At 69.5% G+C, this 23424-nt stretch carries 21 protein-coding genes; 9 read left to right on the top strand and 12 right to left on the bottom strand.

Going from position 1 to position 23424, the window contains the following annotated elements; all coding sequences use genetic code 11:
- Positions 1-102: 102 nt before the first annotated feature.
- The gene (locus CYL12_RS11455) at positions 103-1170 is read left to right on the top strand and encodes a DNA cytosine methyltransferase (protein WP_199399235.1); all 1068 of its coding nucleotides are present in this window, start codon (positions 103-105) and stop codon (positions 1168-1170) included.
- 691 nt (positions 1171-1861) lie between these two features.
- Here CYL12_RS11455 and CYL12_RS11450 read toward each other — a convergent pair.
- A complete protein-coding gene (locus CYL12_RS11450) occupies positions 1862-3364 on the bottom strand; it encodes a SulP family inorganic anion transporter (protein WP_101847713.1) in 1503 nt (500 codons plus the stop codon).
- 143 nt (positions 3365-3507) lie between these two features.
- Here CYL12_RS11450 and CYL12_RS11445 point away from each other — a divergent pair, with 143 nt between their 5' ends.
- Entirely contained in the window at positions 3508-4020 is a 513-nt protein-coding gene (locus CYL12_RS11445; protein ID WP_233486719.1) for a hypothetical protein, read from the top strand.
- 4 nt (positions 4021-4024) lie between these two features.
- On the opposite strand, the gene CYL12_RS11440 is transcribed toward CYL12_RS11445, so the two are convergent.
- The 5 genes from CYL12_RS11440 to CYL12_RS11420 are packed head-to-tail and all read right to left on the bottom strand — an operon-like array spanning position 4025 to position 9965.
- Positions 4025-4903 carry a metallophosphoesterase gene (locus tag CYL12_RS11440; RefSeq protein WP_101847712.1) on the bottom strand — a complete coding sequence of 293 codons (879 nt, stop codon included), beginning with the start codon at positions 4901-4903 and terminating at the stop codon, positions 4025-4027.
- Positions 4904-4944: 41 nt separating this feature from the next.
- Positions 4945-5967: a LacI family DNA-binding transcriptional regulator gene (locus CYL12_RS11435; RefSeq protein WP_101847711.1), complete on the bottom strand. Its 1023-nt coding sequence runs from the start codon at positions 5965-5967 to the stop codon at positions 4945-4947.
- A complete protein-coding gene (locus CYL12_RS11430; protein ID WP_353615383.1) occupies positions 5964-7823 on the bottom strand; it encodes an ABC transporter permease in 1860 nt (619 codons plus the stop codon). Before CYL12_RS11430 ends, CYL12_RS11435 begins: the two co-directional genes overlap by 4 nt.
- A 1-nt stretch (position 7824) precedes the next feature.
- Positions 7825-8844 carry an ABC transporter ATP-binding protein gene (locus CYL12_RS11425; protein WP_101847710.1) on the bottom strand — a complete coding sequence of 340 codons (1020 nt, stop codon included), beginning with the start codon at positions 8842-8844 and terminating at the stop codon, positions 7825-7827.
- Between the two features lie 38 nt (positions 8845-8882).
- Positions 8883-9965, bottom strand: a complete 1083-nt coding sequence (locus CYL12_RS11420; protein WP_101847709.1) for an extracellular solute-binding protein — start codon at positions 9963-9965, stop codon at positions 8883-8885.
- 266 nt (positions 9966-10231) lie between these two features.
- Here CYL12_RS11420 and CYL12_RS11415 point away from each other — a divergent pair, with 266 nt between their 5' ends.
- Positions 10232-11575 (top strand): HNH endonuclease signature motif containing protein, encoded by a 1344-nt coding sequence (locus tag CYL12_RS11415; RefSeq protein ID WP_233486718.1) that lies wholly within the window; start codon positions 10232-10234, stop codon positions 11573-11575.
- Positions 11576-11585: 10 nt separating this feature from the next.
- On the opposite strand, the gene CYL12_RS11410 is transcribed toward CYL12_RS11415, so the two are convergent.
- The 3 genes from CYL12_RS11410 to CYL12_RS11400 all read right to left on the bottom strand — a co-directional run bounded on the left by CYL12_RS11410 (position 11586) and on the right by CYL12_RS11400 (position 13961).
- Complete coding sequence (locus CYL12_RS11410; protein WP_062633238.1) at positions 11586-11798, bottom strand: helix-turn-helix domain-containing protein; 213 nt, start codon at positions 11796-11798, stop codon at positions 11586-11588.
- Entirely contained in the window at positions 11798-12286 is a 489-nt protein-coding gene (locus tag CYL12_RS11405; RefSeq protein ID WP_101847707.1) for a DUF2975 domain-containing protein, read from the bottom strand. Before CYL12_RS11405 ends, CYL12_RS11410 begins: the two co-directional genes overlap by 1 nt.
- A 73-nt stretch (positions 12287-12359) precedes the next feature.
- A complete protein-coding gene (locus tag CYL12_RS11400) occupies positions 12360-13961 on the bottom strand; it encodes a glycosyltransferase family 2 protein (RefSeq protein WP_101847706.1) in 1602 nt (533 codons plus the stop codon).
- Positions 13962-14152: 191 nt separating this feature from the next.
- On the opposite strand from CYL12_RS11400, the gene CYL12_RS11395 reads away from it, so the two are divergent.
- From CYL12_RS11395 to CYL12_RS11385, 3 genes are all read left to right on the top strand, one after another.
- Positions 14153-14776: a PadR family transcriptional regulator gene (locus CYL12_RS11395; protein ID WP_101848771.1), complete on the top strand. Its 624-nt coding sequence runs from the start codon at positions 14153-14155 to the stop codon at positions 14774-14776.
- A gap of 45 nt (positions 14777-14821) precedes the next feature.
- Positions 14822-16504, top strand: coding sequence for an ABC1 kinase family protein (locus tag CYL12_RS11390; protein WP_101847705.1), 1683 nt, complete (start codon positions 14822-14824; stop codon positions 16502-16504).
- A 113-nt stretch (positions 16505-16617) separates the two neighbouring features.
- Positions 16618-18579 (top strand): BCCT family transporter, encoded by a 1962-nt coding sequence (locus tag CYL12_RS11385; RefSeq protein ID WP_101847704.1) that lies wholly within the window; start codon positions 16618-16620, stop codon positions 18577-18579.
- Positions 18580-18596: 17 nt separating this feature from the next.
- On the opposite strand, the gene CYL12_RS11380 is transcribed toward CYL12_RS11385, so the two are convergent.
- A complete protein-coding gene (locus CYL12_RS11380) occupies positions 18597-20180 on the bottom strand; it encodes an SDR family oxidoreductase (protein WP_101847703.1) in 1584 nt (527 codons plus the stop codon).
- Positions 20181-20298: 118 nt separating this feature from the next.
- On the opposite strand from CYL12_RS11380, the gene CYL12_RS11375 reads away from it, so the two are divergent.
- Positions 20299-21522: an MFS transporter gene (locus CYL12_RS11375; protein ID WP_199399225.1), complete on the top strand. Its 1224-nt coding sequence runs from the start codon at positions 20299-20301 to the stop codon at positions 21520-21522.
- Here the strand turns inward: CYL12_RS11375 and CYL12_RS11370 are convergent.
- Both CYL12_RS11370 and CYL12_RS11365 read right to left on the bottom strand, forming a co-directional pair.
- The gene (locus tag CYL12_RS11370) at positions 21519-22064 is read right to left on the bottom strand and encodes a MarR family winged helix-turn-helix transcriptional regulator (RefSeq protein ID WP_233486717.1); all 546 of its coding nucleotides are present in this window, start codon (positions 22062-22064) and stop codon (positions 21519-21521) included. The genes CYL12_RS11375 and CYL12_RS11370 overlap by 4 nt on opposite strands.
- The gene (locus tag CYL12_RS11365; protein ID WP_101847702.1) at positions 22061-22297 is read right to left on the bottom strand and encodes a hypothetical protein; all 237 of its coding nucleotides are present in this window, start codon (positions 22295-22297) and stop codon (positions 22061-22063) included. Before CYL12_RS11365 ends, CYL12_RS11370 begins: the two co-directional genes overlap by 4 nt.
- 129 nt (positions 22298-22426) lie before the next feature.
- Here CYL12_RS11365 and CYL12_RS11360 point away from each other — a divergent pair, with 129 nt between their 5' ends.
- Together CYL12_RS11360 and CYL12_RS11355 are read left to right on the top strand one after the other, a co-directional pair.
- Complete coding sequence (locus CYL12_RS11360; protein WP_101847701.1) at positions 22427-22873, top strand: MarR family winged helix-turn-helix transcriptional regulator; 447 nt, start codon at positions 22427-22429, stop codon at positions 22871-22873.
- Between the two features lie 69 nt (positions 22874-22942).
- Positions 22943-23269, top strand: a complete 327-nt coding sequence (locus CYL12_RS11355; RefSeq protein ID WP_101847700.1) for a DUF7882 family protein — start codon at positions 22943-22945, stop codon at positions 23267-23269.
- The last annotated feature ends 155 nt before the right edge of the window (positions 23270-23424 follow it).

Below are 23424 nucleotides of genomic sequence, written 5' to 3'. Positions count from 1 at the left end.
TCCCGCGGATGCCGGCGACGTCTCCATCCGTCAATACTGCAACGTCGTAGGATCAGATCGACCCGTTCTGCACTGCGGGTCTCGAACGCCCGGGAGGCACCGTTGGGGAACGCCATCACCGTCCTCGACCTATTCGCCGGCGCAGGCGGCCTCACGCAGGGGATGCACGAGGCATCGTCGAGATTCGACGTCGTGCGTGCTGTCGAGAAGGACCGGGACGCGGCCGCGACCTTCGCGCTCAACCATGGGGAGGGCATCACCTTCCAGGGGGGGATCGAGGATTGGCTGCAGGATGAAGTGGTGCCGTCGGTCGACATCGTCGTCGGCGGGCCGCCGTGTCAGGGCTTCTCGACGCTGGGGAAGCAGAACGTCGAAGACGAGCGGAACACTCTCTGGAGGGAGTATGCAGAGACGATCATCCGCGCGCAGCCGAAGTACTTCGTGCTCGAGAACGTCGCGGTGTTCGCCAAGTCCCCGCAGTTCCGAGCACTCACGGAATCAACGGAGAGCAACGGCATCCTTCGTGACTACTCGTTCGAATGGGATGTGTTGAATGCAGCGGACTTCGGCACGCCTCAGGCGCGCAAGCGCGCGATCCTGATCGGGCGCCATCGTGACATGCCGGAGACCGGACTGCCGAAGCCCAGCCATCATCGTGACGAGCACATCAGCGTGGGCGAGGCCTTTTCGGGCATCTCGCATGGGGTTGGCCTCCATCTCGATGATCGTCGCGTCGAGATCGACGGCCGTGATCACCGCGGTTGGTGGTCATCGCGAGAGCTCCACGTCGGGCGTGACTACGCCGACATCTCACTTCGACGATTCGCGGAGATCCCACCGGGCGGCAATCGCTTCGACCTCCCGGATGAGCTTCTCGCCCCGTGCTGGCGGAAGCATAAGTCCGGCTCCGGCGACGTGATGGGTCGGCTTCATCTCGACAAGCCGTCGGTGACGATCAGGACCGAGTTCTTCAAACCGGAGAAGGGTCGTTATCTGCATCCCTTCGCCGACCGTGCCATCACGCACTTTGAAGCAGCAGTGCTGCAAGGGTTCCCTGTCGACTACCGGTTCGCGGGTTCTCGTACCGCCATCGCCCGACAGATCGGCAACGCCGTGCCGATTCCGTTGGGCAGGGCGATCGGCAATCTGCTCGCTGATGCGCTGATCTGAGGACGGCGCGAGCCGTCCGCGAGTCGCCGCACGCATCAAGTTGACCCCAGCATCAACGGAACTAGATGGATGTCCGGCCGCACTCACCACTCATCAACGATGCGCGTGTCCGATTGCTCAGGACCTGCTCGCTGCATCGCGAGCGCGGTTCCTTTGGAGGTGAGGAACATGCCGTCCTCCCGCGCCCACCGCGTACACGTCTCGACCCACTGAGCCGACGACCTGCCGCCGACGGCCGTGACAGTCCTGGCGATCGAGTCATCCTGCCGGCGCAGGTGGGCGTAAAGCGGTCGGATGGAGGGAATGGCGTCAGCAGACTCGTGACTGCACGCGCTCGCGAAGCTGAGCCGTAGACCGCGATCGTGAGGTCGCGGCAAGTCGCCCGTCGTAGCGCGGCGTCGGCTACGTTGCGTTCCTCGGCGGCCTGCCGGTGCCCTGCGGCTCCACTTCCAAGGCTCGTCTTTCTAGATGTCGTCGAACAACACGGGGACCCCGAGCCGCATCGCGTCCCACTTCACAGCGTTGCGCCTCGTAGGGCGAACGTGCGGCAGATCTCATTGCCCACCAGGAGCCGGTGAAGTGGCGAGGAGCATCGGCTTCGCTGCCATGGTCCGACTACATCGACCTGGTTCGCGCGGCAGGTTTGCGCGACGGTCCCTATGTCGAGTCAGCGCACCGGCGTCGAACGGGACTACTCGAACCCGCCCGTCAACCGCCCATGCATCGTCCCGCTGGAGTCGTTCATCCCGACGATCTCCACCGTCTTCCCCAACGCTGCGTACTTCGTCTCGATCGCATCCAATGCCGCAACGGTCGACGCATCCCACACATGCGACCCGGACAGATCCACCACCACCCGATCCGGATCCTCCGTATAGGAGAACAACGTCGTCAGGTCATTGCTCGACGCGAAGAACAACTCCCCCTCCACGACATACGTCACCACATCGCCCGCGGGTCCTAGAACCCGACGAACCGAAACGAAGTGCGCCACACGCCGCACGAACAGCACCGACGCAACGAGCACCCCACCGACGACCCCGACCGCCAGGTTGTGCGTGATCAGCACCAGCACCACCGTCGCGATCATCACGAAGGTCTCGCTCTTCGGCATCCGCTTCAGCGTCGACGGCCGCACGCTGTGCCAGTCGAACGCTCCGATCGCGACCATGATCATCACGGCCACGAGCGCCGCCATCGGAATGGTCCCGACGAAGTCGCCGAACACGACCACCAGCAGGAACAGGAAGATCCCGGCGCAGAACGTGGAGATACGGGTCCGCGCGCCCGACGCCTTCACATTGATCATCGTCTGACCGATCACCGCGCACCCGCCCATGCCGCCGAACATCCCGGAGAGCACGTTCGAGACGCCCTGCCCCCACGACTCGCGCGTCTTGTTCGAGTGGGTGTCGGTGATCTCGTCGACGAGCTTCGCGGTGAGCAGCGACTCCATGAGCCCGACGAGTGCGACCCCGAGCGCGAACGGCGCGATGATCGTGAACGTCTCCCACGTCAGCGGGACGTTCGGGATGAACAGCGACGGCAGGCTCCGCGGCAGCTCGCCCTGATCCCCGACCGTCGGCACCGTGATCCCGAAGGCGAGCACGACGCCCGTCACGATGATCACCGACACGAGCGGCGCCGGCACGATCTTGGTGAGCTTCGGCATCACCAGCATCACGACGATCCCGAGCGCCACCAGCGGATACACCAGCCACGGCACATCGATGAGCTGCGGGAACTGCGAGCTGAACACGAAGATCGCAAGCGCGTTCACGAACCCGACCATCACGCTGCGGGGGATGAACCGCATGAGCTTCGCGACGCCGAGCACTCCGAGGACCACCTGGAAGATCCCGGCGAGGATGACCGTCGCGATGAAGTAGTCGAGCCCGTACGTCGGCGCGACCGGAGCGATCACGAGCGCCACGGCTCCCGTCGCCGCGGTCACCATCGCCGGTCGCCCGCCGAGGAACGCGATCGACACCGCCATGATGAACGACGAGAACAGCCCGACCTTCGGGTCCACCCCCGCGATCACCGAGAACGCGATCGCCTCCGGAATGAGCGCGAGCCCGACGACGAGTCCGGCCAGCACCTCGCGGGTCAGCATGCGCGGGTTCTTCAGCGCATCGAGCACGGAGGGGTGGGCGCGATAGCGCGCGCGGTCGTCGAGGGCGGGTGCAGACATGGAGGGCTCCAGGGGAAGGCGCCTCAGAGAGGAGGCAGACGTTCCAGCCTACGTCTGATGCGCGAGCCGCCCGCCCCGCCCCCTTCCGCCCCGCACCCCACATCCGCCAGTATGAACACGACCGCCCCGAAAGGAGCCTTCGCATGTCGTCGCTCGCCCCCTCCACCGCCCCGGACACGGCATCCGCCGCGCTCCCCGGCGCCGGGGTCATCGCCGCGATCCGTCGCGTCCTCCTCTGGTCGCTGATCGTCGCGTTCCTCTATCCGGCGTTCATGACCGCCAGCAAGGGCATCTGCCCCGGGGGCGTCGACGCGAACGGCGGGTTCATCGACTCCGCGGGCCAGTCTGTCGACGAGGCGCCGCAGTGCATCCAGCTGACGCTCGCGCCGAGCCCCCTCGTCTACATCGCCATCGCCGTCATCGTGCTGCTCGCACTCGGTCGCGTGATGAAGGCGACCGACGAGCGCGCGGCGCTTCGCACCCTGGAGTGGACGCTGCGCGGAGTCGGGCTGCTCGTGGTGCTCGCGATCGTCGTCTCGCACGTGTGGTTCGCGCTGATCCCGCTCGAGCAGTTCACCGGTGACTCCTGGAGCGTCGTCAGCCCGTTCCCGTTCGGCTCGATCGACGTCGAGGTGACGCCGATGACGACCTCGTGACCGTCTAGTCGCGCCAGTCGATCCCGACCCCGGCGATCCGTCGCCCGGCCTCATCGGCGGCGACCGGCTCGCCGACATCCGCCCCGCGTTCGAGCGAGACGGCGGAGTGCACGATGGTGTCGGCGTACACGTGCACGAGGTTGTAGCCCTGCGCGGCATCCTGTCCGCGGGTGGCGCCGACGGGCTGCGCGAGGTCCTGTCCGTACGCGCTCGACGAGGCCACGGCCACGGGGATCCCAGCGAAGGTGCCGAACGACGGGTGGTGCACGTGCCCGGACAGAATGCCCCGCACATCCGACCCCCGCAGCACCGCGGCCAGTGCGTCCTGATCCCGCAGCTCGACCGTCACGGCGAGGTCGAGCACCGTCGGCAGGGGCGGATGGTGGATGAGCAGCAGCGTGCCCTGCGGTGCCGCCGTCGACAGCTCTCCCTCCAGCCGATCCAGCTGCGACGACGGCACCTCCCCCCAATGCGCGCCGGGCACCGTCGAGTCGACGACGATGACGCGCATCCCCCCGAACCACCGCACCTCGACGATCGGCTCGTCACCCGCCCCCGCGAGTCCGAGCTCCGATCGCATGGCACGGCGGTCGTCATGGTTGCCGGCCGCCCACACGACCTCGCAGCCGAGCGCCGCGGCAGCGGGCGTCACGAGCTCGCGCAGGCGCCGGTAGGCGGCGGCGTCTCCCCGGTCCGTCAGGTCCCCCGTGAACAACAGCGCGTCGGGACGGAGACCCGAGGCGACGAGCCGGTCGAGCATCTCCGCCAGGTTCGCGTCGGCGTCGGCCCCGCTGCCGTACAGCGGCGACCGCTCACCCGGCAGGTGCGTGTCGGAGATGTGCACGAACGTGTGCGACGGGCGAGGGTGTTCGGTGAGGATCATGTCTCTTCCTGGTCGGCGGACGGAGGCAGGTCGGGGCGGGGTCAGACGGCGGCGGCCGTGGACCCGGGGACGAGCGTTCCCGTGAAGGAGCGGCGCACGAGCGTCTCCGGCTCGTCCGCGGTGAGCAGCTGCTGCATGGTCTCGACGGCGGCCGCGGCCACCGCCTCCACGGGGATCCGCAGGGTGGTGAGCCCGAGCAGATCGGCGCCGGGCAGGATGCCGTCGCACCCGGTCACACTCACGTCCTCCGGCACGCGGAGCCCGGCCGCGCGGGCGGCGCGCATGACGGCGAGCTGCCGGTAGTCCGAGGCGCAGATGACGGCGGTCGCCCCGGCGCGCACGGCGGCGAGGGCCTCGTCGACGCCGTCCTCGGGACGCGCACCGGCCGAGATCATCGTCACGGCGACGCCCGCCGCGGTCAGGACCTCCTGCATCGCGAGCGCGCGGAGGTGCTCCGGGTATGACGCGTCGGGGCTTCCGGCGAGCACGACGACGGTCCGATGCCCGAGCGCGACGATGTGCTCCGCGAGCAGACGTCCGTGGCCCTCGTCGTCGTAGTGGGCGGTGTGGATGCGGCCCGCCGACTCCACGCGCCCGGCACGGAGGATCGGCACCTGGTCGGCGAACGGCTCGAGCTGCGCCGCAGAGATGCCGCCGGTGGCGACGATGAGTCCCGCGACCCGCATGCCGAGCAGCCGGTGCAGCGCATTCACCTGCTTGGCGCCCTGCTCGTCGGCACCGATCGTGACGGTCACGAGGTCGAGGCCGCGCTGATGGGCCTCTTCCTGCAACCGGGAGAAGAGGAGACCGTACGCGGGGTTGCTCGCATCGCGCAGCATGAGGCCGACGGTGCCGGTGCGTCCCGCGGCGAGCTCGGCGGCAATCGTGTTGCGCACGTACCCCAGTCGCTCGGCCGCCTCCAGGATGCGCTCCTGCGTCTCCGGTGCGAAACGGCCCTCGCCCTTCAGCGCCCTGGTCGCCGTCGCGCGGGACACCCCGGCCGCGGCGGCGACGTCGCTGATCGTGACCCGCAGGGCGGGCGTCCCGGCCTCCGCCCCGCTCATGCGCGCTGCTTCCGTCGGCGGGGCGCTCCGGCGCGCGAACCTCGTCCATACACGAGATACATGGTGACACCCATGATGATCATGAGCAGCACGGTGTAGACGAACGTGATGGGCATCGCGTCGAGGTTGTTCTCCCCGCGCGTGCTCTCCTGGATCGCGACGCCCAGCGGCTTGTACAGCGGGTGGTAGAGGAAGATCGCGGCGTCGTAGTCGTCGAGCAGGCTGTTGAAGTTCAGCGCGGTGATCGCGGCCGCAGTCGGCAGCACGAGCGGGATGAGCACGCGCCGGAACGTGGTCAGCGAGCGGGCTCCGAGGATGCGCGAGGCGTCTTCCAGGGAGTCCGGCACGGACGCGAACCCGGCTTTGAGCAGCCGCAGCGTGAAGGGGATCTTCACGCAGATGTACGCGACGAGCAGCAGGACCGGCGTCCCCGTGAGCACGATGTTGCCCACGAGGGGCTGCGGGGCGTCGAACGCCATCACGAAGGCCAGCGCGATCAGCACGATCGGCAGGATCCACGGGATGTGCAGCACGTACTCGATGGCCGTGGTGAGCAGGTTGCGGTGCTTCTGCATCATCCGCGCGACGAACAGCAGCCCGCCCACCACGATGACCGCAGCGAGGGCGCTGTAGACGACGCTCACGATGAACGGCCGGAGGGCCGCCGCGCTGGAGAACACGGTGATGTAGTTGTCGAGCGTGAAGCTGTCGAGCGTGATGGATCCGGCGAGGATGCTCCGCGCGTCCACGAAGGAGAAGACCACGATGAGCACGACCGGGATGAGGTAGATCACCCAGAGCAGGTAGGCGACCACGTGCACGACGGCGTTCGCGAAAGGGTTGCTGATCCGCTGCTTCTGGATCGGCGTCGCCACCTTCGCCACCGAGAAGTACACGCCGGACTTCTCGGCGCGGTTCATGATCGCGAGCAGGATGATCGTCGCGACACCGAGCACGATCGCCAGCAGCGCGGCGATGTCACGAGTGATCGGGCTGCGCGACAGGTCGATGATGAGGGGCGCGACGGTCTGGAAGTCCGGCCCGCCGAGCACGAGGGGCGCGGTGAGGGCCCCGAGGCCGATGAGGAACGTCAGCACCGTGACCGCGAAGAGCATCGGCTTCATGACCGGCAGCACGATGCGGCGCAGGATCGTCCACGTCGAGGCGCCCATCAGCTTCGCGGCCTCGATCGACGCGTAGTCCACCTTGCCGAGCGACGAGGACAGGAACAGCATGTGGTTCGTCGTCGTCGCGAACGTCATCACGAACACGACGGCGAAGTAACCGGAGAACCAGTCCCGGTTCATGTCCGGCCAGATGTTCACCATCAGATTCGTGATGAAGCCGAATTTGCCGTAGATGAAGTTGTAGCCGGCGGCGAGCACGATGCCGCCGTAGATCAGTGTCGTGGCGTAGCCGAGCCAGAGGAGCTTCGCGCCGCGCACCTGGAAGTACTGCGTCACCAGCACGATGAACACCCCGACGACGTTGACCGTGACGGACAGCGTGATCGCGAGGAGGAGGCTGTTGCCGAGCGTCTTCAGCGCGCGCTCGCTGCCGAGCAGCTTCTCGACGGCGCGGATGCTGAACTGTCCGTCCGGGAAGAAGGTCGCGGCGAGCAGCTCGGCGTTCGGCAGCACGAGGAAGGCGGCGGCGAACCAGATCACGACGATGCCGGTCACCCAGGCGAGCGGCGAGCGGAGCATCGCGCGCACGCTGCCGGGACGGCCGCGGCGGAGGCGGGGCTTCGTCGCGGTGCCCGCCTCGGCCGCCTCGGTCGTCAGGGCGCCGGGGGTGTCCGTCATCGCCGCGGACGGCGGCGGCACCGGACGGGAGTCGTTCTGCGGAGCGCTCATGTCACGCCGCCGGGTACTGCAGGATCCACCGCGGGTCGACGTCGATGCGCACGGCATCGCCGACGTCCCAGCGGCGCGCGCTCGCCGCCGCGGGCACGCTCACCCGGAGCGTCGCGTCGGCAGCGGAGACCGTGTAGACGCTGTGGCTGCCGTGGTACGTGCGCTCGGCGACGGTGCCGTCGAGCGACGCCGTGCCGCCGGCGGTGGCCTCGGACGGCGACGCCAGGTGCAGCTTCTCCGGCCGGACGTAGCTCTCGGCCGTGGCGTCGAGGCCCGCGCCGATCGCGACGAGCTGCGCGGGCGTGAGGCGGTTGTTCTCGCCGATGAACCGGCAGACGAAGGGCGTCGCGCTGCGGTCGTAGATCTCCTCGGGGGTGCCCACCTGCTGCAGCGTCCCGGCGTCGAGCACGGCGATGCGGTCGCTGAGGGTGAGCGCCTCCTCCTGGTCATGCGTGACGTACACGGTGGTCACGCCCACCTCGTGCTGCAGCTCCTTGAGCTGCTCGCGCAGCTGCACGCGGAGCTTGGCGTCGAGGTTCGACAGCGGCTCGTCGAGCAGCAGGATGCTGGGGGTCAGGGCGAGCGCGCGGGCGATGGCGACGCGCTGCTGCTGGCCGCCGGACAACTCCGCCACGTTCTTCTCCAGCTGCGACGCGGCGAGTCCGGTCCGGTCGGCGACCTCGTCCACGCGCCGCCGCTGCTCGGCCTTCGACACCTTCTGCACCGAGAGGCCGAACGCGATGTTCTCCCGTACGTTCATGCTGGGGAACAGGGCGTAGTTCTGGAACACCATGCCCACGCCGCGCTTCTCGCTCGGCACGCGGGTCACGTCGCGACCGGCGATGTGGATGCGCCCGCCGGTGGGCTCGATGAAGCCCGCGAGTGTGCGCAGGGCGGTGGTCTTGCCGCATCCGGACGGACCCAGGAGGGTGAAGAACTCACCCTCCTGGATCTCCAGATCGAGGTGCGAGACCGCACGGTGGTCGCCGAACACGACCTCGACGTCGTCGAAACGGATCATCGTCTTCTCTCTCTGCCGGAGCGGCGGGACGGCTCGGGTCAGCCGATGTACTCGAGCGTGACCTTCTCGACCCAGGCGCCGAGGTTCTCGCTCACGAAACCGAAGTCGATGTCCTGACGGTCGAGCGTGCCCATGAGCTCGACGACCTCGGGGTTGGCGTCCTCGACCGCGCCCTCGTTCACCGGCATGGCGTTGAACTCGGCGGCGAACTCGCCCTGGACCTCGGCGCTGCCGAACCAGTCGATGAACTCCTGCGCCTTCTCCTCGTTGTCCGTGCCGTTGATCTGCGCGATCTGCTCGGTGACGTAGGGGACGCCGTACTCCGGGACGATCATGCCGGTGCTGGTGCTGTACTCCTCGTCGCGGGACGCGATGCCGCTCGAGGGGAGCACGCCGTAGTCGACCTCGTCGCGGGTGAGGCGGGCGTAGAGGTCGGTGCCCTCCACGGCGGGCGAGCCGTTGGCGTAGTACGACTTCACCAGGTCCCAGCCCTCGTCGCTCACGCCCAGGTCGCCGTCCTCGTCGAGGTGGCGGCTGAGCATGCTGGCGAGCACGAGCTGCGGGGTGGCCTGGCCGAGCGCGGGGTTGACCTCGTAGCGGCCGGCGTACTCCTCGTCGGTGTACAGGTCGTCGGGGTCGGAGGGCGCGTCGCTGATGCGGTTCTCGTCGTAGACCGTGACGATCGCCTGCTCCACGAGGGGCCAGAACGCGCCGTCCTTCGGGTCGCCGGCGTCCGCGGGAACCTCGCCGCTCCAGCTCGGCTCGTAGGCCGTGATGGCCTCTTCCGTCTTGAGCTGCTCGAAGAACATGTTGTTGAGGCCGAAGACCACGTCGCCGACGGGGTTGTTCTTCTCCGCGATGATGCGGTTCGTCAGGTCGGCGCCGCCGAGGCCCACGATCTCGATGTCGATGCCCGCGTCCGCCGCCTTCTCGGTGATCCACTCGCCGCGGCCGTCGCTGTTCGAGTTCGTGTAGACGATGAGGGTGTCGCCGGAGCCGCCATCGCTGCCGCCGCCATCGCCCGCGTCTCCGTCGCCGCCCGCCGTGCATCCGGTGAGTGCGATCGCCGTCGCGGCCGTCAATCCGATGAGCGTCCAGCGCCTCTGCTGCCTGTCGGCCATGTTCGTCCCTTTCTCGCCTTCGAGGTGTGTCGATGCGACACTACCGGTTCTTGTGGTGAAGGCACAAAGATTGTCTGGTTTCGTGAGCGCGGTCGCGCGTCCGCACTCAAGGTAGGCGCGGGGCGTGAACGCGAGGATGCGACGAGGTGAACGGGCGGGTGAACTGTCTGGGCAGGAGCGCGAGGCGCGCGGCCGCGCAACGCGAAATGCCGGCATGCATTCGAACAAATCTACGAAAGTCGGTCCATGCTGAGATAAAATGAAGCATGTCGAAAACGTCCGGATTGCGCGAGGCGATGGATCGCCTCGACGAGGCGTGGGGTGCCGCCGACGATGCGACGGAGCTTTCCCGCGCGCAGCTCGTCGACGTCGCCGACGCGATCGGACTCCTGCAGCGTCGGCTCGACGCGATGCACGTCGATGTGGCCGCCGGCATCGCTCGGGAGTCGCGCGCGGAACTCGGGGCCGACAGCTTGGCGAAACAACGCGGGTACCGCACGGCGGCGAAGCTCATCGCCGCGACGACGGGCATCTCGACGGGCGAGGCGCAGCGTCTCGTGAAGGTCGGAGAGGCGACGGCGCCGCGGAGCGACCTGCTCGGTGCGCCGCTGCCCGCGCGGTATCCGCTCCTTCGGGAAGAGCTCGCGTCGGGTGCGCTCGGAGCGCCGGCAACCGGTCTCCTCGTCGCTCTTCTGGATCGCTGCCGGGTGGCGGCCGGTGTGGAGCGCATCGCCGAGGCGGAGCGTGTGCTGACCGCCGCCGCCGAAGGGCTCGAGCTCGATGCGGTGCGCAAGCTCGTCCTCCGCGCCGAAGCGTGGCTCGACCCCGACGGCGTGGCGCCGCGGGCGGAGGAGCAGCGCGGTCGGCGCGGACTGCGCATCTTCGAACGTGACGGCATGGTGCACCTGCACGCGCAGCTCGATGCCGAGACGGCGGCGCCGGTCGTCACCGCGATCCGCGGGCACGTGTCCGCCGTGTTCGCCGCCCGCCTCGACACTCCCGATGGCGCGGCGGCTGACGCAGACCGGCGCTCCGTCGCGATGGTCCAGGCCGACGCGCTGTCCCTCTTCTGCGCGCACGTGCTCGGGTGTGAGGGTGATCGGCTTCCGCTCGCCGGCGCGACGGTGATCGTCCGGGTATCGCTGGACGACCTGCAAGCAGGAACCGGGTCGGCGACGATCGACGGGCTCGACCAGGTGATCGACATCGGTGCCGCGCGGCGGATGGCGGCCAGTGGGGGCGTCATCCCCTGCGTCCTCGGCGGGGCGAGCGAGGTCCTGGACTGGGGCCGCGAGAAGCGCCTCTTCACCCGAGCTCAACGCCTGGCCCTCGCCGAGCGGGATGGCGGGTGCGCCATGTGCGGGCTTCCGCCGGGGATGACGAAGGCTCATCACCTCCGCTGGTGGCAGCGAGATCGAGGTCCGACCGATCTCTCGAACGGCATCCTGCTCTGCGAGACGTGTCATCACCGCATCCACGACAACGGCTGGGAGATCGTGATCGAGGGCTCCGGCCTGGCCGGTCGGCCATGGTTCCTCCCGCCGGCGTGGGTCGACCCGCGGCGGACGCCCCGGCTGGGCGGACGGGCGCGCTTCGATGTCGCGGCGTGACGGGGTGCGGTCAGCCCTCGTCCGGGACCCAGCGCAGGAGGTCGCCCGGCTGGCAGTCCAGCGCCGCGCACAGGGCGTCGAGCGTCGTGAAGCGCACGGCCTTCGCGCGCCCGTTCTTGAGCACCGCGAGGTTGGTGGGGGTGATGCCGATACGTTCGGCCAGCTCGCCGACGCCGATCTTGCGGCGGGCCATCATCACATCGATGTCGACGACGACGGCCATCAGATCACCTCGTCGTCGAGCTCGGTCTGCAATGCTCGCGCCTCGGCGTCGCGCTCGATCGCCTGGCGGAGCAGGGCCTTCATCACCACGACGAGCAGGGCCACCCCCGCGATGACCACGCCCGCGCCGCCGACCAGCGCGACCACCCCGGGAGCGACCGTGCCGGCGGCGAAGACCGCAGCCAGCGCCCAGGTGAGCACGGCAGCCGCGAGGATCGCCCCGATGATGACATTGATGGGTCCGAACGAGGATGCCGTGAAGATCGCTCCGCGCCGGACCCTCGTGAGGAGGAGCCAGACGCACACCCCCACCACCTGCAGTGTGACGATGCCGGCCCCGAGCAGCACCACGACGGTGATCCGTCCCCAGGGCTGCTCGTCAGCGAGGTCGAGCCACAGCAGAGGCAGGATCAGCGCTTGCACCCCCACCGACCCGGCGAGGGCGACAGCGAGAAGGACGCGCAGTGCGGTGATGGTCGCCTTCGTCATGGGGACACCTCCGAGAGCTGTCGAAGAACAACGAGAATCTATCGTTAATCATTCGATAGGGCAATCGAGGGCGTTAGCGCCGGAGGCGGGAGCGGAGGCGTCGGGCGGCACGCGCGAGGGCGTCGCGCCAGGCGCCCTTCGGCCACTCGCGGCGCAGCCGCAGGCTGCCGTCCTCGTTGCGCACGAGCTCGACCCGGCGGCCCGCGAGAAGCGGCGAGCGGCCGAGGTGTGCCGTCACGTCAGGGGTTGCGGTCAGTGGGGCGGTGAACATCCACCCGGCGTAGCGGACCGCGACCGTGAGGTCGGCTTCGCGAGTGCCATGCTCCGGGAAGGCCTTCATCGGGTCGAGGGCGATCGGCACCGCGTCGAGGCGCTTCGGGCGCCGGCCACCGATCTTGCGCTCGGAACCGGCCGTCGACGTCGGGGCCTGGTCGGGAGTCGGCGTGTCGCGCGCGACCAGGTCGACGCGGTCCGCGCGGCGCTCCTTGCGGGCATCGAGCAGCTTCGGGGGCAGACCTTCGGTCGTCGACAGCGGGAGGGAGACCAGTCGGTCGGTGGGGCCGACCGTTTCGAAGACGAAGGCTTCCTCGCCGTCTCGAAGCAGACGGACCCACGCGGTCAGCTGCAGCCCGCCGCGCGACCACCGCGCCGCCGTGACGGTCGCCGTGCACGTCGTCTCGGCCTCGAAGGCGGCGAAGGCCAGGAGGTCGTCCCGGCGGTCGGCGCGCAGCAGCGCCGCCCGGATGCGCTGCGGGAACGACAGCCCCGCGTCCACACCCGCGCCGAAGCGCCGCTGCACGAGCGGCACCACCACATCCAGCAGGCGGTCGCGGTACTCCGCCGGATACTTCACCATCCGCCGTCCGGCGATGCGGTTGAGGATCTTGCCGCGGAACCAGTGCCGCAGCAGTCGATCCCGCACCTTCCCCGGTTCGGTGTTCGCCTCGACGACGTCGAGCACGGTCTCCAGATGCGGGAAGTACGACTCCGGGTCGATGCGGGCCGAGCTGGCGCTCCCCGGCTCCTTCACCCACGCGTAGCAGGGCTCGCTTGCGAGCACCGAGATCGTGTCGGCGGCGAAGTACGCCTGCATCACGAAGAGATGGTCCTCGAGCCGCACCTTGCCGTCCGGGAAGCGGATGCCGTGCTCGCGCAGGAACGCCGTCCGGAACATCTTGTGCGGCGTCAGCATCTCCAGGATCGGGTCCTCGCCGAGCACCGCCTGCGGGATGTCGCGCTGGAAGATCTTGGCGGGCAGCTTCCGTCCGATGCCCACCTCCTTCCCGACCACGACGTCGGACCCGTTCTCGTCCGCGTAGTCGCACAACCGCTCCAGCGCTCGCGGGTACAGCCAGTCGTCCTGATCGACGAACTGCACGTACGTCCCTCTGGCCTCCTCGACACCGCGGTTGCGCGGAGTGCCGGGCCAGCCGGAGTGCGGCAGGGACAGCACGCGGACGTGGGGGCGACCCTTCGCGATGTTCTCCAGCCGCGCCGCGGTCTCCTCCCCGGAGCCGTCGTCGCAGAGCAGGACCTCGAAGGCCTCTCGACTCAGCGTCTGGGCGTCGAGCGAGGCGATGAGGTCGTCGAACGACGCCTTCGGCCGGAACACCGGCACCACCACGCTCACCCGCACGCGGCCTCCGGCCGCCTCGTTCGCGGTCGCACTGCTCATGTCTGCCGTCCCCCTGTGGTCGTTCCCGGCTCGACTCTCCCCCGCCGGAGGTTCCAGCCAACCATCCCTTCCTGTGGAGCGCGCCAGGCGCGCGCCGAGAAGCGTCCAGCCGCCGCGTCGGCGAAAGTTCCCACCCCATATCCAGACTCAACGATATATCGTTGAGTATCGTTCACGACTGGGAGGTCATCATGAACAACGCATTCCCCTCCGCCCCGTTCGGCGGAAGCAGCAACGGCAACAGCGGCGGCGACTTCGTCGGTGGTCTCGGCAACCTCCTCGGCGGACCGCAGGGTCCCGCCGGAGCGCTGTTCGAGGCGATGGACCAGCTGCGCAAGTCCTTCGAGTCGCGTCCCTCCGGCGGGTCCCGGATGGCCCGCGGCGACGTGCGCGCCGCCGTCCTCTCGCTCCTCACCGAGCGACCGATGCACGGCTACCAGATCATCAACGAGATCGCCGAGCGCAGTGGCGGCACCTGGAAGCCGAGCGCCGGCTCCGTCTATCCCACCCTCCAGCTTCTCGCCGACGAGGGCCTGATCGAGGCCGAGGAGCAGAACGGCCGCAAGACCTATGCGCTCACCGAGGCCGGCCGCGCCGTCGCCGCGGAGAGCACCGAGACCCCGCCGTGGGTGCCGTCTTCCGACAAGGATCGCAATCGGGATGCCCGGTACAGCGCTCTGCCCAAGGCCGGCGTCGACCTCGCCGCGGCCGCCGCGCAGGTGGGCCGCAGTGGCTCGCCGGAGCAGGTGCAGCAGGCCATCGAAGTGCTCGACGAGGCCCGCCGTAGGCTGTACACGATCCTCGCCCAGGACTGACCGCGTCGTGCGGCGTCCGGCGCGGAACGGCGGAAGGATGACGCGATGACGGCAGCGGCGGCACAGGGACCTCATCGTGCCCGGTACCGCCGCATCCTGTCTTTCGCGAGCCGTGAGTTCCTGAAGATCTGGTGGTTCGAGCTCGTCCTTCCGCGGTTCGGGCTGTCCGGGGTCGCCGAGCGCACCCGCGCCCGCCGGATGCAGCGATTCGCGCGGCGGTTCCACACGCTCGCCGTCGACCTCGGCGGCCTCATGATCAAGGTCGGACAGTTCATGTCCTCGCGCCTCGACGTGCTGCCGCCCGAGATCACGGCGGAGCTGGAGGGGCTGCAGGACGAGGTCCCGCCCGTCCCCACCCCGCAGATCCGGGCGCTCGCGGAGGCCGAGCTCGGCATGCCGCTCGACCGCGTCTACGCCTGGTTCGACGACACCCCCGTCGCGGCCGCGTCCCTCGGCCAGGCGCACCGCGCCCGCCTCTCGGCGCTCGATGCGGCGGACACCGGGCTCGACGAGGTCGTGGTCAAGGTGCAGCGGCCCGGGATCGACGAGATCGTCGCGGTCGACCTCGCCGCCCTCCGCCGGGTGGCGCGATGGCTGACCCGGGTGCGGATCGTCGCCGACCGCGTGGACGCCCCTGCGCTCGTCGAGGAGTTCGCCGTCACGAGCCTGGAGGAGATCGACTACCTCCACGAGGCCCGTAGCGCCGAGCGGTTCCGCGAGAACTTCGCCGACGACCCGCGCGTGGCCGCCCCGGAGATCGTGTGGGAGCGCACGACCCGTCGGGTGCTCACGCTGTCGGACGTCACCGCGATCAAGATCAACGACACCGCGGCGCTCCGGGCGGCGGGCATCGACCCCTCCGCGGTCGCCGATGCCTTCGCCGAGGTGATGTTCGATCAGGTGTTCACGCACCGGTTCGTGCACGCCGACCCGCACCCCGGCAACATCTTCGTCACCCCCGCGCCTGACCAGGGGGGCTTCCGCCTGACGTTCATCGACTTCGGCATGATGGCCGAGGTCTCCGACAACCTCCGGCAGGGATTGCGGACGCTCCTCATCGCGGTGACCGCCCGGGACAGCCGCGGCCTGGTGCGCGCCGCGAAGGAGATCGGCGTCCTCCTCCCGACCGCCGACACCGGCGAGCTGGAGCGCGCGCTGACCGCTCTCTTCGCGCGCTTCGGCGGGATGGGCTTCGCGGAGCTGAGCCGCGTGGACCCGCGGGAGTTCACCGACTTCGCCGAGGAGTTCGGCGACATGGTGCGGCGCCTGCCGCTGCAGCTCCCCGAGGACATGCTGCTCCTCATCCGGGCCGTGTCCCTCACCTCCGGCATGTGCAGCGCCCTGAACCCGGCGTTCAACGTGTGGGACGCAGCCGAGCCGTATGCAGCGCGGCTGCTCCGCGACGAGTCCGGAAACCTCATGCAGGACATGGCGGAGCAGGCGATGGCGAACGCGGCCACGACCTGGCGGCTCCCGAAGCGCATCGACGACATCATCACCCGCGTCGACGACGGCAACGTCTCCTTCGACACCTCGCGCCTGGAGCGGCGGCTCGACCGGCTGGAGGGCATCGCGCGGCGGATCGCCTCCGGGGTCCTGTTCGCGGCGATGCTCGTGGGTGGGGCGCTGCTCGTCGGTCCGCTGCCGCCGTTGGGTGTCACGCTGCTGTGGGTGTCAGTGCTGCCGCTGCTGGGCGCCCTCTTCTTGGGTCGCCGCCGCCCCCGCTGACCCGCGGGAAGCCCCGCCAGAACAGGCACTCCCGCGAGATCAGGCGCTTCCGCCGGGAAGCGCCTGATCCGCGGAGTTCGCCGGAGCCCGCGCAGGTGGAAAGATGGACTCTCATGGATACGCCTGACGAGAAGCCCACCGAACGCTCCGCAGGATCCCCGATCCGTCCGCGCACCGACGCCGTCGTGACCGGGACGCACCGCCAAGCCGCGAAGGCCTCCGAGACCGCGCGCAAGATCGTCCGCGACATCACGACCGTCCCGCCGCGCAGCGTACACCCGGCGCTCGTGCCCGGTGTCTCGGTCGAGGAGACCGGGCGCACCTACCGCACCGACCCGCTCGTGTTCGGCGTTGCTGCGGCGTTCGCCCTCGCCTTCATCGCGTGGGGCGTGTTCGCGGGCGACAACCTCGCCGGCACCACGAGCACGGTCCTCGCGTGGGTCGTGGAGTACTTCGGCTTCTTCTTCACGACCATCGCCACAATCATCCTCGTGTTCATGCTGTTCGTCGGCTTCAGCAAGTACGGGCGCATCCCGCTCGGCCGCGACGACGAGGAGCCCGAGTTCTCGATGTTCTCGTGGATCTCCATGCTCTTCGCGGCGGGCATGGGCATCGGCCTGGTGTTCTGGGGCGCAGCCGAGCCGCTGACCTTCTTCGAGAATCCGCCGCCCGGCACCGTCGAGGCGAACACCCTCGAGGCCATGCACACCGCGCAGACGCAGGTGCTCTACCACTGGGGCCCGCAGGCCTGGGCGTTCTACGCGCTCGTCGGTGGAGCCATCGCATACGGCGCCTACCGCCGGGGTCGCACGCCGCTGATCTCCTCGATCTTCGCCCCGCTGCTCGGCGAGAACCGCACGACGGGCCCGGTCGGCCGCACGATCGACATCTTCTCCATCATCGTGACCCTGTTCGGCACGGCCGCCTCGCTGGGGCTCGGTGCGCTGCAGATCGGCCATGGCGTGGAACTCGTCAGCGGCATGGGCCCGCTCGGCAACGGCATCCTCATCGCCGTCATCGCGGTGCTCACGGCATGCTTCATTGCGTCCGCCGTCTCCGGGGTCTCCAAGGGCATCCGGGCGCTGTCGAACATCAACGCCGTGGTCGCCATCCTGCTGGCGTTCTTCGTGTTCTTCGTCGGCCCGACGCTGCTCATCCTCAACGTCATCCCGTCGGTCGCGGTCCAGTTCCTCGGCGACCTGCCGACGATGATCGGCCGCTCCGCCTCGCAGGGTGAGGCCGCGCAGGCCTTCCTGTCGAGCTGGACGATCTTCTACTGGGCGTGGTGGATCTCCTGGTCGCCCTTCGTCGGCATGTTCATCGCGAAGATCTCGCGCGGCCGCACGCTCCGTCAGTTCGTGTCGGTCGTCATCGTCGTGCCCTCCGCGATCTCGCTCGTGTGGTTCGCGATCTTCGGCACGACGGCCATCCAGCAGCAGATGGACGGCGCGGGCCTCGTCGTCGACCCGCCGGAGGAGGTGCTGTTCGGGGTGCTGGAGAACCTGCCGTTCCCGCTCGTGACCAGCATCATCCTGATCATCCTCATCGCGATCTTCTTCATCACGGGTGCCGACTCCGCCTCGCTCGTCATGGGCACGCTGTCCCAGCAGGGCCGCCCGGAGCCGTCGCGCTGGGTCGCCGTCGTCTGGGGTGTGCTGGTCGGTGTGATCGCGGCCGTGCTGCTCGTCAGCGGCGCCGAGGGGAGCGGCCTGCAGTCGCTGCAGAACGCCACGATCATCGCGGCGCTGCCGTTCGCGATCATCATGGCGTTCATGATGATCGCGTTCATGAAGGATCTGCGGCGGGATCCCCTGATCCTGCGCGACCGCTACGCCAGGGCCGCCGTCCGCCACAGCGTCATGGCGGGGCTCGAGGAGTACGGCGACGACTTCGCGCTCGTGCCCGTCGAGTACGACCACTCGGAGGACGACCTCGCCTGGATCGATGAGGACACCGTCGACGACACCCTCGCCGAGGTCTACGAGGCCGCGACCGAGGCGATCGACATCATCCCGCCGGCCGAGGTGGATGCCGCCGTCGATGCCGCGATGGATGCCCCCGCCGACAAGGACTGAGGCGAGAACTCACGCGATCACGCCGGGTCAGGCACGTCCTCACGCAGGACGCCTGAACCGGCGTGATCGCCTTCTTCGGCGGCGGCGGTGATCCGCGCGGCCATACCGGAGAAGATGAGCCCGTGGAACGGCAGCACGGCGAGCCAGTACAGCCGGCCAAGGAGCCCGCGCGGGAAGAACACCGCACGCTGTTCGTAGCGGGCGCCCTTGCCGTCGGGCACCGCGCGCAGTTCGAGCCACGCCTCGCCCGGCACCTTCATCTCGGCGCGGAGCCGCAGCAGATGGCCGGACTCGGTCTGCTCCACCGCCTCGACGCGCCAGAAGTCGATCGCGTCGCCCACCCGGGCGGCCGTGCGGCTGCGGCGTCCGCGACGGAGGCCCACGCCGCCGATCACCCGGTCCATGAGTCCCCGGATGGCCCAGAGCAGCGGCGACGAGTACCAGCCGTTCTCGCCGCCGATCCCGAGGATGACGCGCCACAGCTCCGCGACGGACGCGCGGGTCGCGACGGACCGCTTGTCCGTGAACACCGTCCGCCCCGCCCAGTCCGGGTCGCTCGGCAGCGGGTCGCTCGGCGCTCCGATGACCTCGGCATCCTGCCAACTCGTCTCCACGGCGTCTGCGTCGACGCGGCCGAGGGCCAGCGCCACGGAGCGGCGATACGGCGTGAGCCCGCCCTCGGGCCGCGGGATGAGCGTGTCGACGGCGTGATCCTTCATGATGCACTCGTTCTGCAGCGAGGCCACCAGGGGCCGGGCGATGGAGCGCGGCACCGGCGTGACGAGGTTCACCCAGTGCGACGCGAGCTCCGGGGTCAGCACCGGAAGGGCCGCGATGGCGCGCTGCCGCAGCCCGGCCTCCACCGCGTACCCGTTCATCATCTGGCCGTAGCGCAGCACATCCGGTCCGCCGATGTCGACGGCGCGGTTCACCTCGTCGTCGACCCGCGCCGCCCCGAGCAGGTAGTGCAGCACGTCGCGCACGGCGATGGGCTGGATGCGGTTGCGCACCCACTTCGGCGCCGGCATGTACGGCAGCACGTCGGTGAGGTGCCGGATCATCTCGAAGGACGCCGAGCCGGAGCCGATCACCACGCCCGCCTGCAGGACGAGGGTCGGCACGCCGGACTCCAGGAAGCTCTCGCCGACGCGGACCCGCGAGCGCAGATGTGGAGAGAGCTCCACGTCGTCCGGGTGCAGGCCACCGAGGTAGACGATCCGCCGCACGCCCGCCCGGGCAGCGGCCGTGGCGACGGTGGTCGCCGCGCGCTCGTCGCTCTCCTCGAAGCCCTTGCCGGCCGACATGGAGTGGATGAGGTAATACACGACGTCGACGTCGTCCATCGCAGAGGCCACGGCATGCTCGTCCTCGGCGGACCCCTCGAAGATCTCGCACTCCTCGCCCCAGCCGAAGGAGGCCGCACGAGCGGCGTCGCGGGCGAGGACCCGCACCCGGTAGCCGGCGTTCAGCAGGCGCGGCGTCAGGCGGCCGCCGATGTAGCCGGTGGCGCCGAGCACGAGGGCGCGGGGCGCGGAGCCGTCGTCGCGGGGGACCGCCCGCAGGGCGTCCTCGCGACCGGTGGGCTGGGTGAGCTCGCTCATGCTCTGAGCGTAGATCCCGGGGCCGACACCGGATACGGGCTTGCGCGCGCCGGTTCGCCGCCTCCGTTGTGGTCGCCAGCACCCCTCGCGGCAGGGTACGGTCGTATCCGTGACTTCCATCGAATCGATTCGACGAGGGCCCGCGGATCGCGCCACCCGCCGCGCGCGCCTCGCCGTCTCGGCGCTGTTCCTCACGAACGGCGCCCTGTTCGCGAACATCCTGCCGCGGTACCCGGAGATCAAGGCCGCCCTCGGGCTGGACAACCTCGGCTACGGTCTTGCGCTCGCCGCGTTCCCCGCCGGCGCGATCGCGGCGGGACTCCTGGCGGCCACGCTGATCCGTCGCTTCGGGTCGGCCCGCGTCGCGGTCATCGGCACCGTCCTCACGAGCCTCGGCCTGCTGTCGGCGGCGCTGTCTCCGACCGGCGTCCTCTTCGCGATAGCGCTCTTCGTCGGCGGCGCCTCCGATGCCATCACCGATGTCGCGCAGAACGCCCACGGCCTCCGCGTGCAGCGGCGATACGGACGCTCCATCATCAACTCCTTCCATGCCATCTGGTCGATCGGCGCGGTGCTCGGCGGGGTCATGGCCGCGGGCGCGATCGCCCTGCAGCTGCCGCTCGCCGTCCACCTGGGGATCTCGACCGCGGTGTTCGCGCTGGTCGCCCTCGTCGCGCTGCGCTTCTGCCTCCCCGGTCGCGACGACGAGGTCGAGGAGGACGCCGTCGCGGAACCGCAGGGGATCTCCGGCGCCGTCCGCCGTGGTGTCCCGGCCCGGACGATCATCGCCGTCATCGCGCTGACCCTCATCGCGATGGCCGGAGCCATCGCCGAAGACGCCGGCAACTCGTGGGCCACCCTCTACCTCGGCGACTCCCTGGGGGCGGCGGCCGCCGTCGCGCCGCTCGGGTTCATCGCCCTCGTCGGTGCGCAGTTCGTCGGGCGACTGCTCGGGGATCCGATGACCGACCGCTTCGGGCAGCGCTGGGTGGCGCGGGTCGGCGGCCTCATCGCCGCGGCCGGGATGACGCTCGCGCTGCTGTACCCGAGCGTTCCCGGCACGATCCTCGGGTTCGCGGCCGTCGGCTTCGGTATCGCCACCCTCATCCCCGCCGCGATGCATGCCGCCGACGAGCTTCCGGGACTGCGGCCCGGTGTCGGGCTCACCGTGGTGTCCTGGCTGCTGCGGCTGGGCTTCCTGCTGTCGCCGCCGTTCGTCGGGTGGCTGGCGGAGACGCAGAGCCTTCGCGCGGGGCTCGTGGTCGCGCCTGCCGCGGCGCTCGTGGCGGTGCTGCTCGCGGGCTTCCTGGCCAAGCGGCGTCCGCGGAAGGCGTCGGACTAGGCCGGCTCCTCCACGAGGTCGGCGCCGCCGTGCACGGCGTCCGCCTCGGCGGCCTCCTGGATCGCGGCGGTCATCCCGACGAGGAACCGCATGACGACCACGCGCTCCTCATCGGAGAGGTCGTCCACGAGGGAGAGCATCCGGCGGTGCATCGCACCGAGTGTCGCGCGCACCTCGTCGTCGCTGCTCACGGTGGGCACGACGATCCCGGCGCGGCGGTCGGTCGGGTGCGGTTCGCGCCGGGCGTGCCCGCCCTTCTCCAGCCGGTCGATGAGCGTCGTCGTCGACGCGGTGGAGATGTCGAGCATGCGCGCCAGATCGATGGGCCGCACGATGCGCCCGGCCTTCTGCTCGCGCAGCAGGAACCGGAGGGCGACGAGGTCTGTCTCGTTCATCCCCATGGACGCGCGCGTGCGGGCGCGCATCGCCGTCTCGGCGCTGCGGTACCGCCGCAGCATGTTGAGCACGTCGACCGTGGTGGCGCGCTCACTGTCGGGGTACCAGTACCCGGAGGCGTGGAACTCGCCGGTGCTGTCGGTCACGCGACCTCTCCTTCGTCGCTGGAACCGGCCTCCCGCTCGAGCATCTCCATCGCGCCGGTCTCGACCTCGGCCGGGACGATGCGCAGGAGCCCGCCGGTGATCGCGTCGGTCTCGGCACCGATGATCTGCTCGATCCGGCGTCGCGAGACGGAGGGGAAGAGTTCCTCCAGGCGTGCGAGCAGATCGGCGTAGCGGATGTACGACGCCTCCTCGAGACTCAGTCGCTCGGGCATGGCATCCTTTCGGGGGCAGGGTTCCATCATCGCACCTCTGGAAGTCCCTGGTCGCCTGCGGATATCGCTAGTCAGCCTTACTGTCAGGCTGTCGAGGTACCATGGAGAGCGGGGAAGGAGGATCTCTGCATGGGAAACGTGAGCACCGACGTCTCGACCTCAGCGCTCGCGCGCGATGTCGACGATTTCCGTCGCGCCGACGCGCAGTTGAATCGCCGTCTCGCGGCTCGGCGCGAACCCAACGATACCGACCGCGCCGCGATGCACTTCATCAGCACCGCGCCCGTCGAGAAGCCCGTCACTCCCCGCGACCTGGCCACCTACCTCGGTATCAGCACGGCCGCCGTCACGAGCGTCGTCCGGCGGATGTCGGAGCGGGGACAGATCGTCGTCGCCCCGCACCCCCTGGACGCCCGGTCCAAGGTCCTCCGCCCGTCCCTGCGTGATCTGCATGGCCAGGGTGATGAGCTGGCCCAGCGCGTGGCCGCCGTCGAGGGCGAGTTCACCGCGGAAGAGGCGACCGTGATCTCCCGCTTCCTGCGCCGCCTGACCGACGAGCTCGGCGATCTTCCCTGATCGATTTGATTTAACTAGTTAAACTAGTAAACTATCCTCGTCCAGGTTTTCTGCCACGAGGAGAAGAACATGGGAACCCTCACCTACGCGAACCTCGCCGAACCGATCGAGATCGACGACGAGCTGCTCGCCCACCTTCGCGCCGCCACCGTGACCAAGCTGCGGCGCAATGAGCCGTTCGCGCTCACGGTGCAGACCGGCGCCGACCGCACCGAGACGCTGTGGATCCACGCGTCCATCCCGATCCGCTTCGTCGTCGAGACGTCGGTCGCCCTGCAGCGACCGCTGCTGGCCCGTCTCATGCAGGCCGCGGGCTCGACCGGCGGACTCGACCTCACCGACCCCGAGCTCGCGCTCGATGCGGTATCGCGCGAACTGCACGCGATGTCCGCCTGATAACGGAGGGGTGCAAGACCTGCCTCACCGCCTCGGGATCCTCTTCAAGGGCTCTCGGATCCCGGGTGGTGACGGCTATGGCGAGAACGGAGCGGGGGCTCTCGATCGCCGACCGCGGCATCCGGCCGCCGGGATTCGGGTTCCCGGCAGCCGGA

Source organism: Zhihengliuella sp. ISTPL4, from assembly GCF_002848265.1.
In the GTDB taxonomy this organism is placed as follows: Bacteria; Actinomycetota; Actinomycetes; order Actinomycetales; family Microbacteriaceae; genus Microbacterium.
The sequence above is the reverse complement of the archived record's forward strand: the minus strand, read 5'-3'. Positions and strand labels throughout refer to the sequence as shown.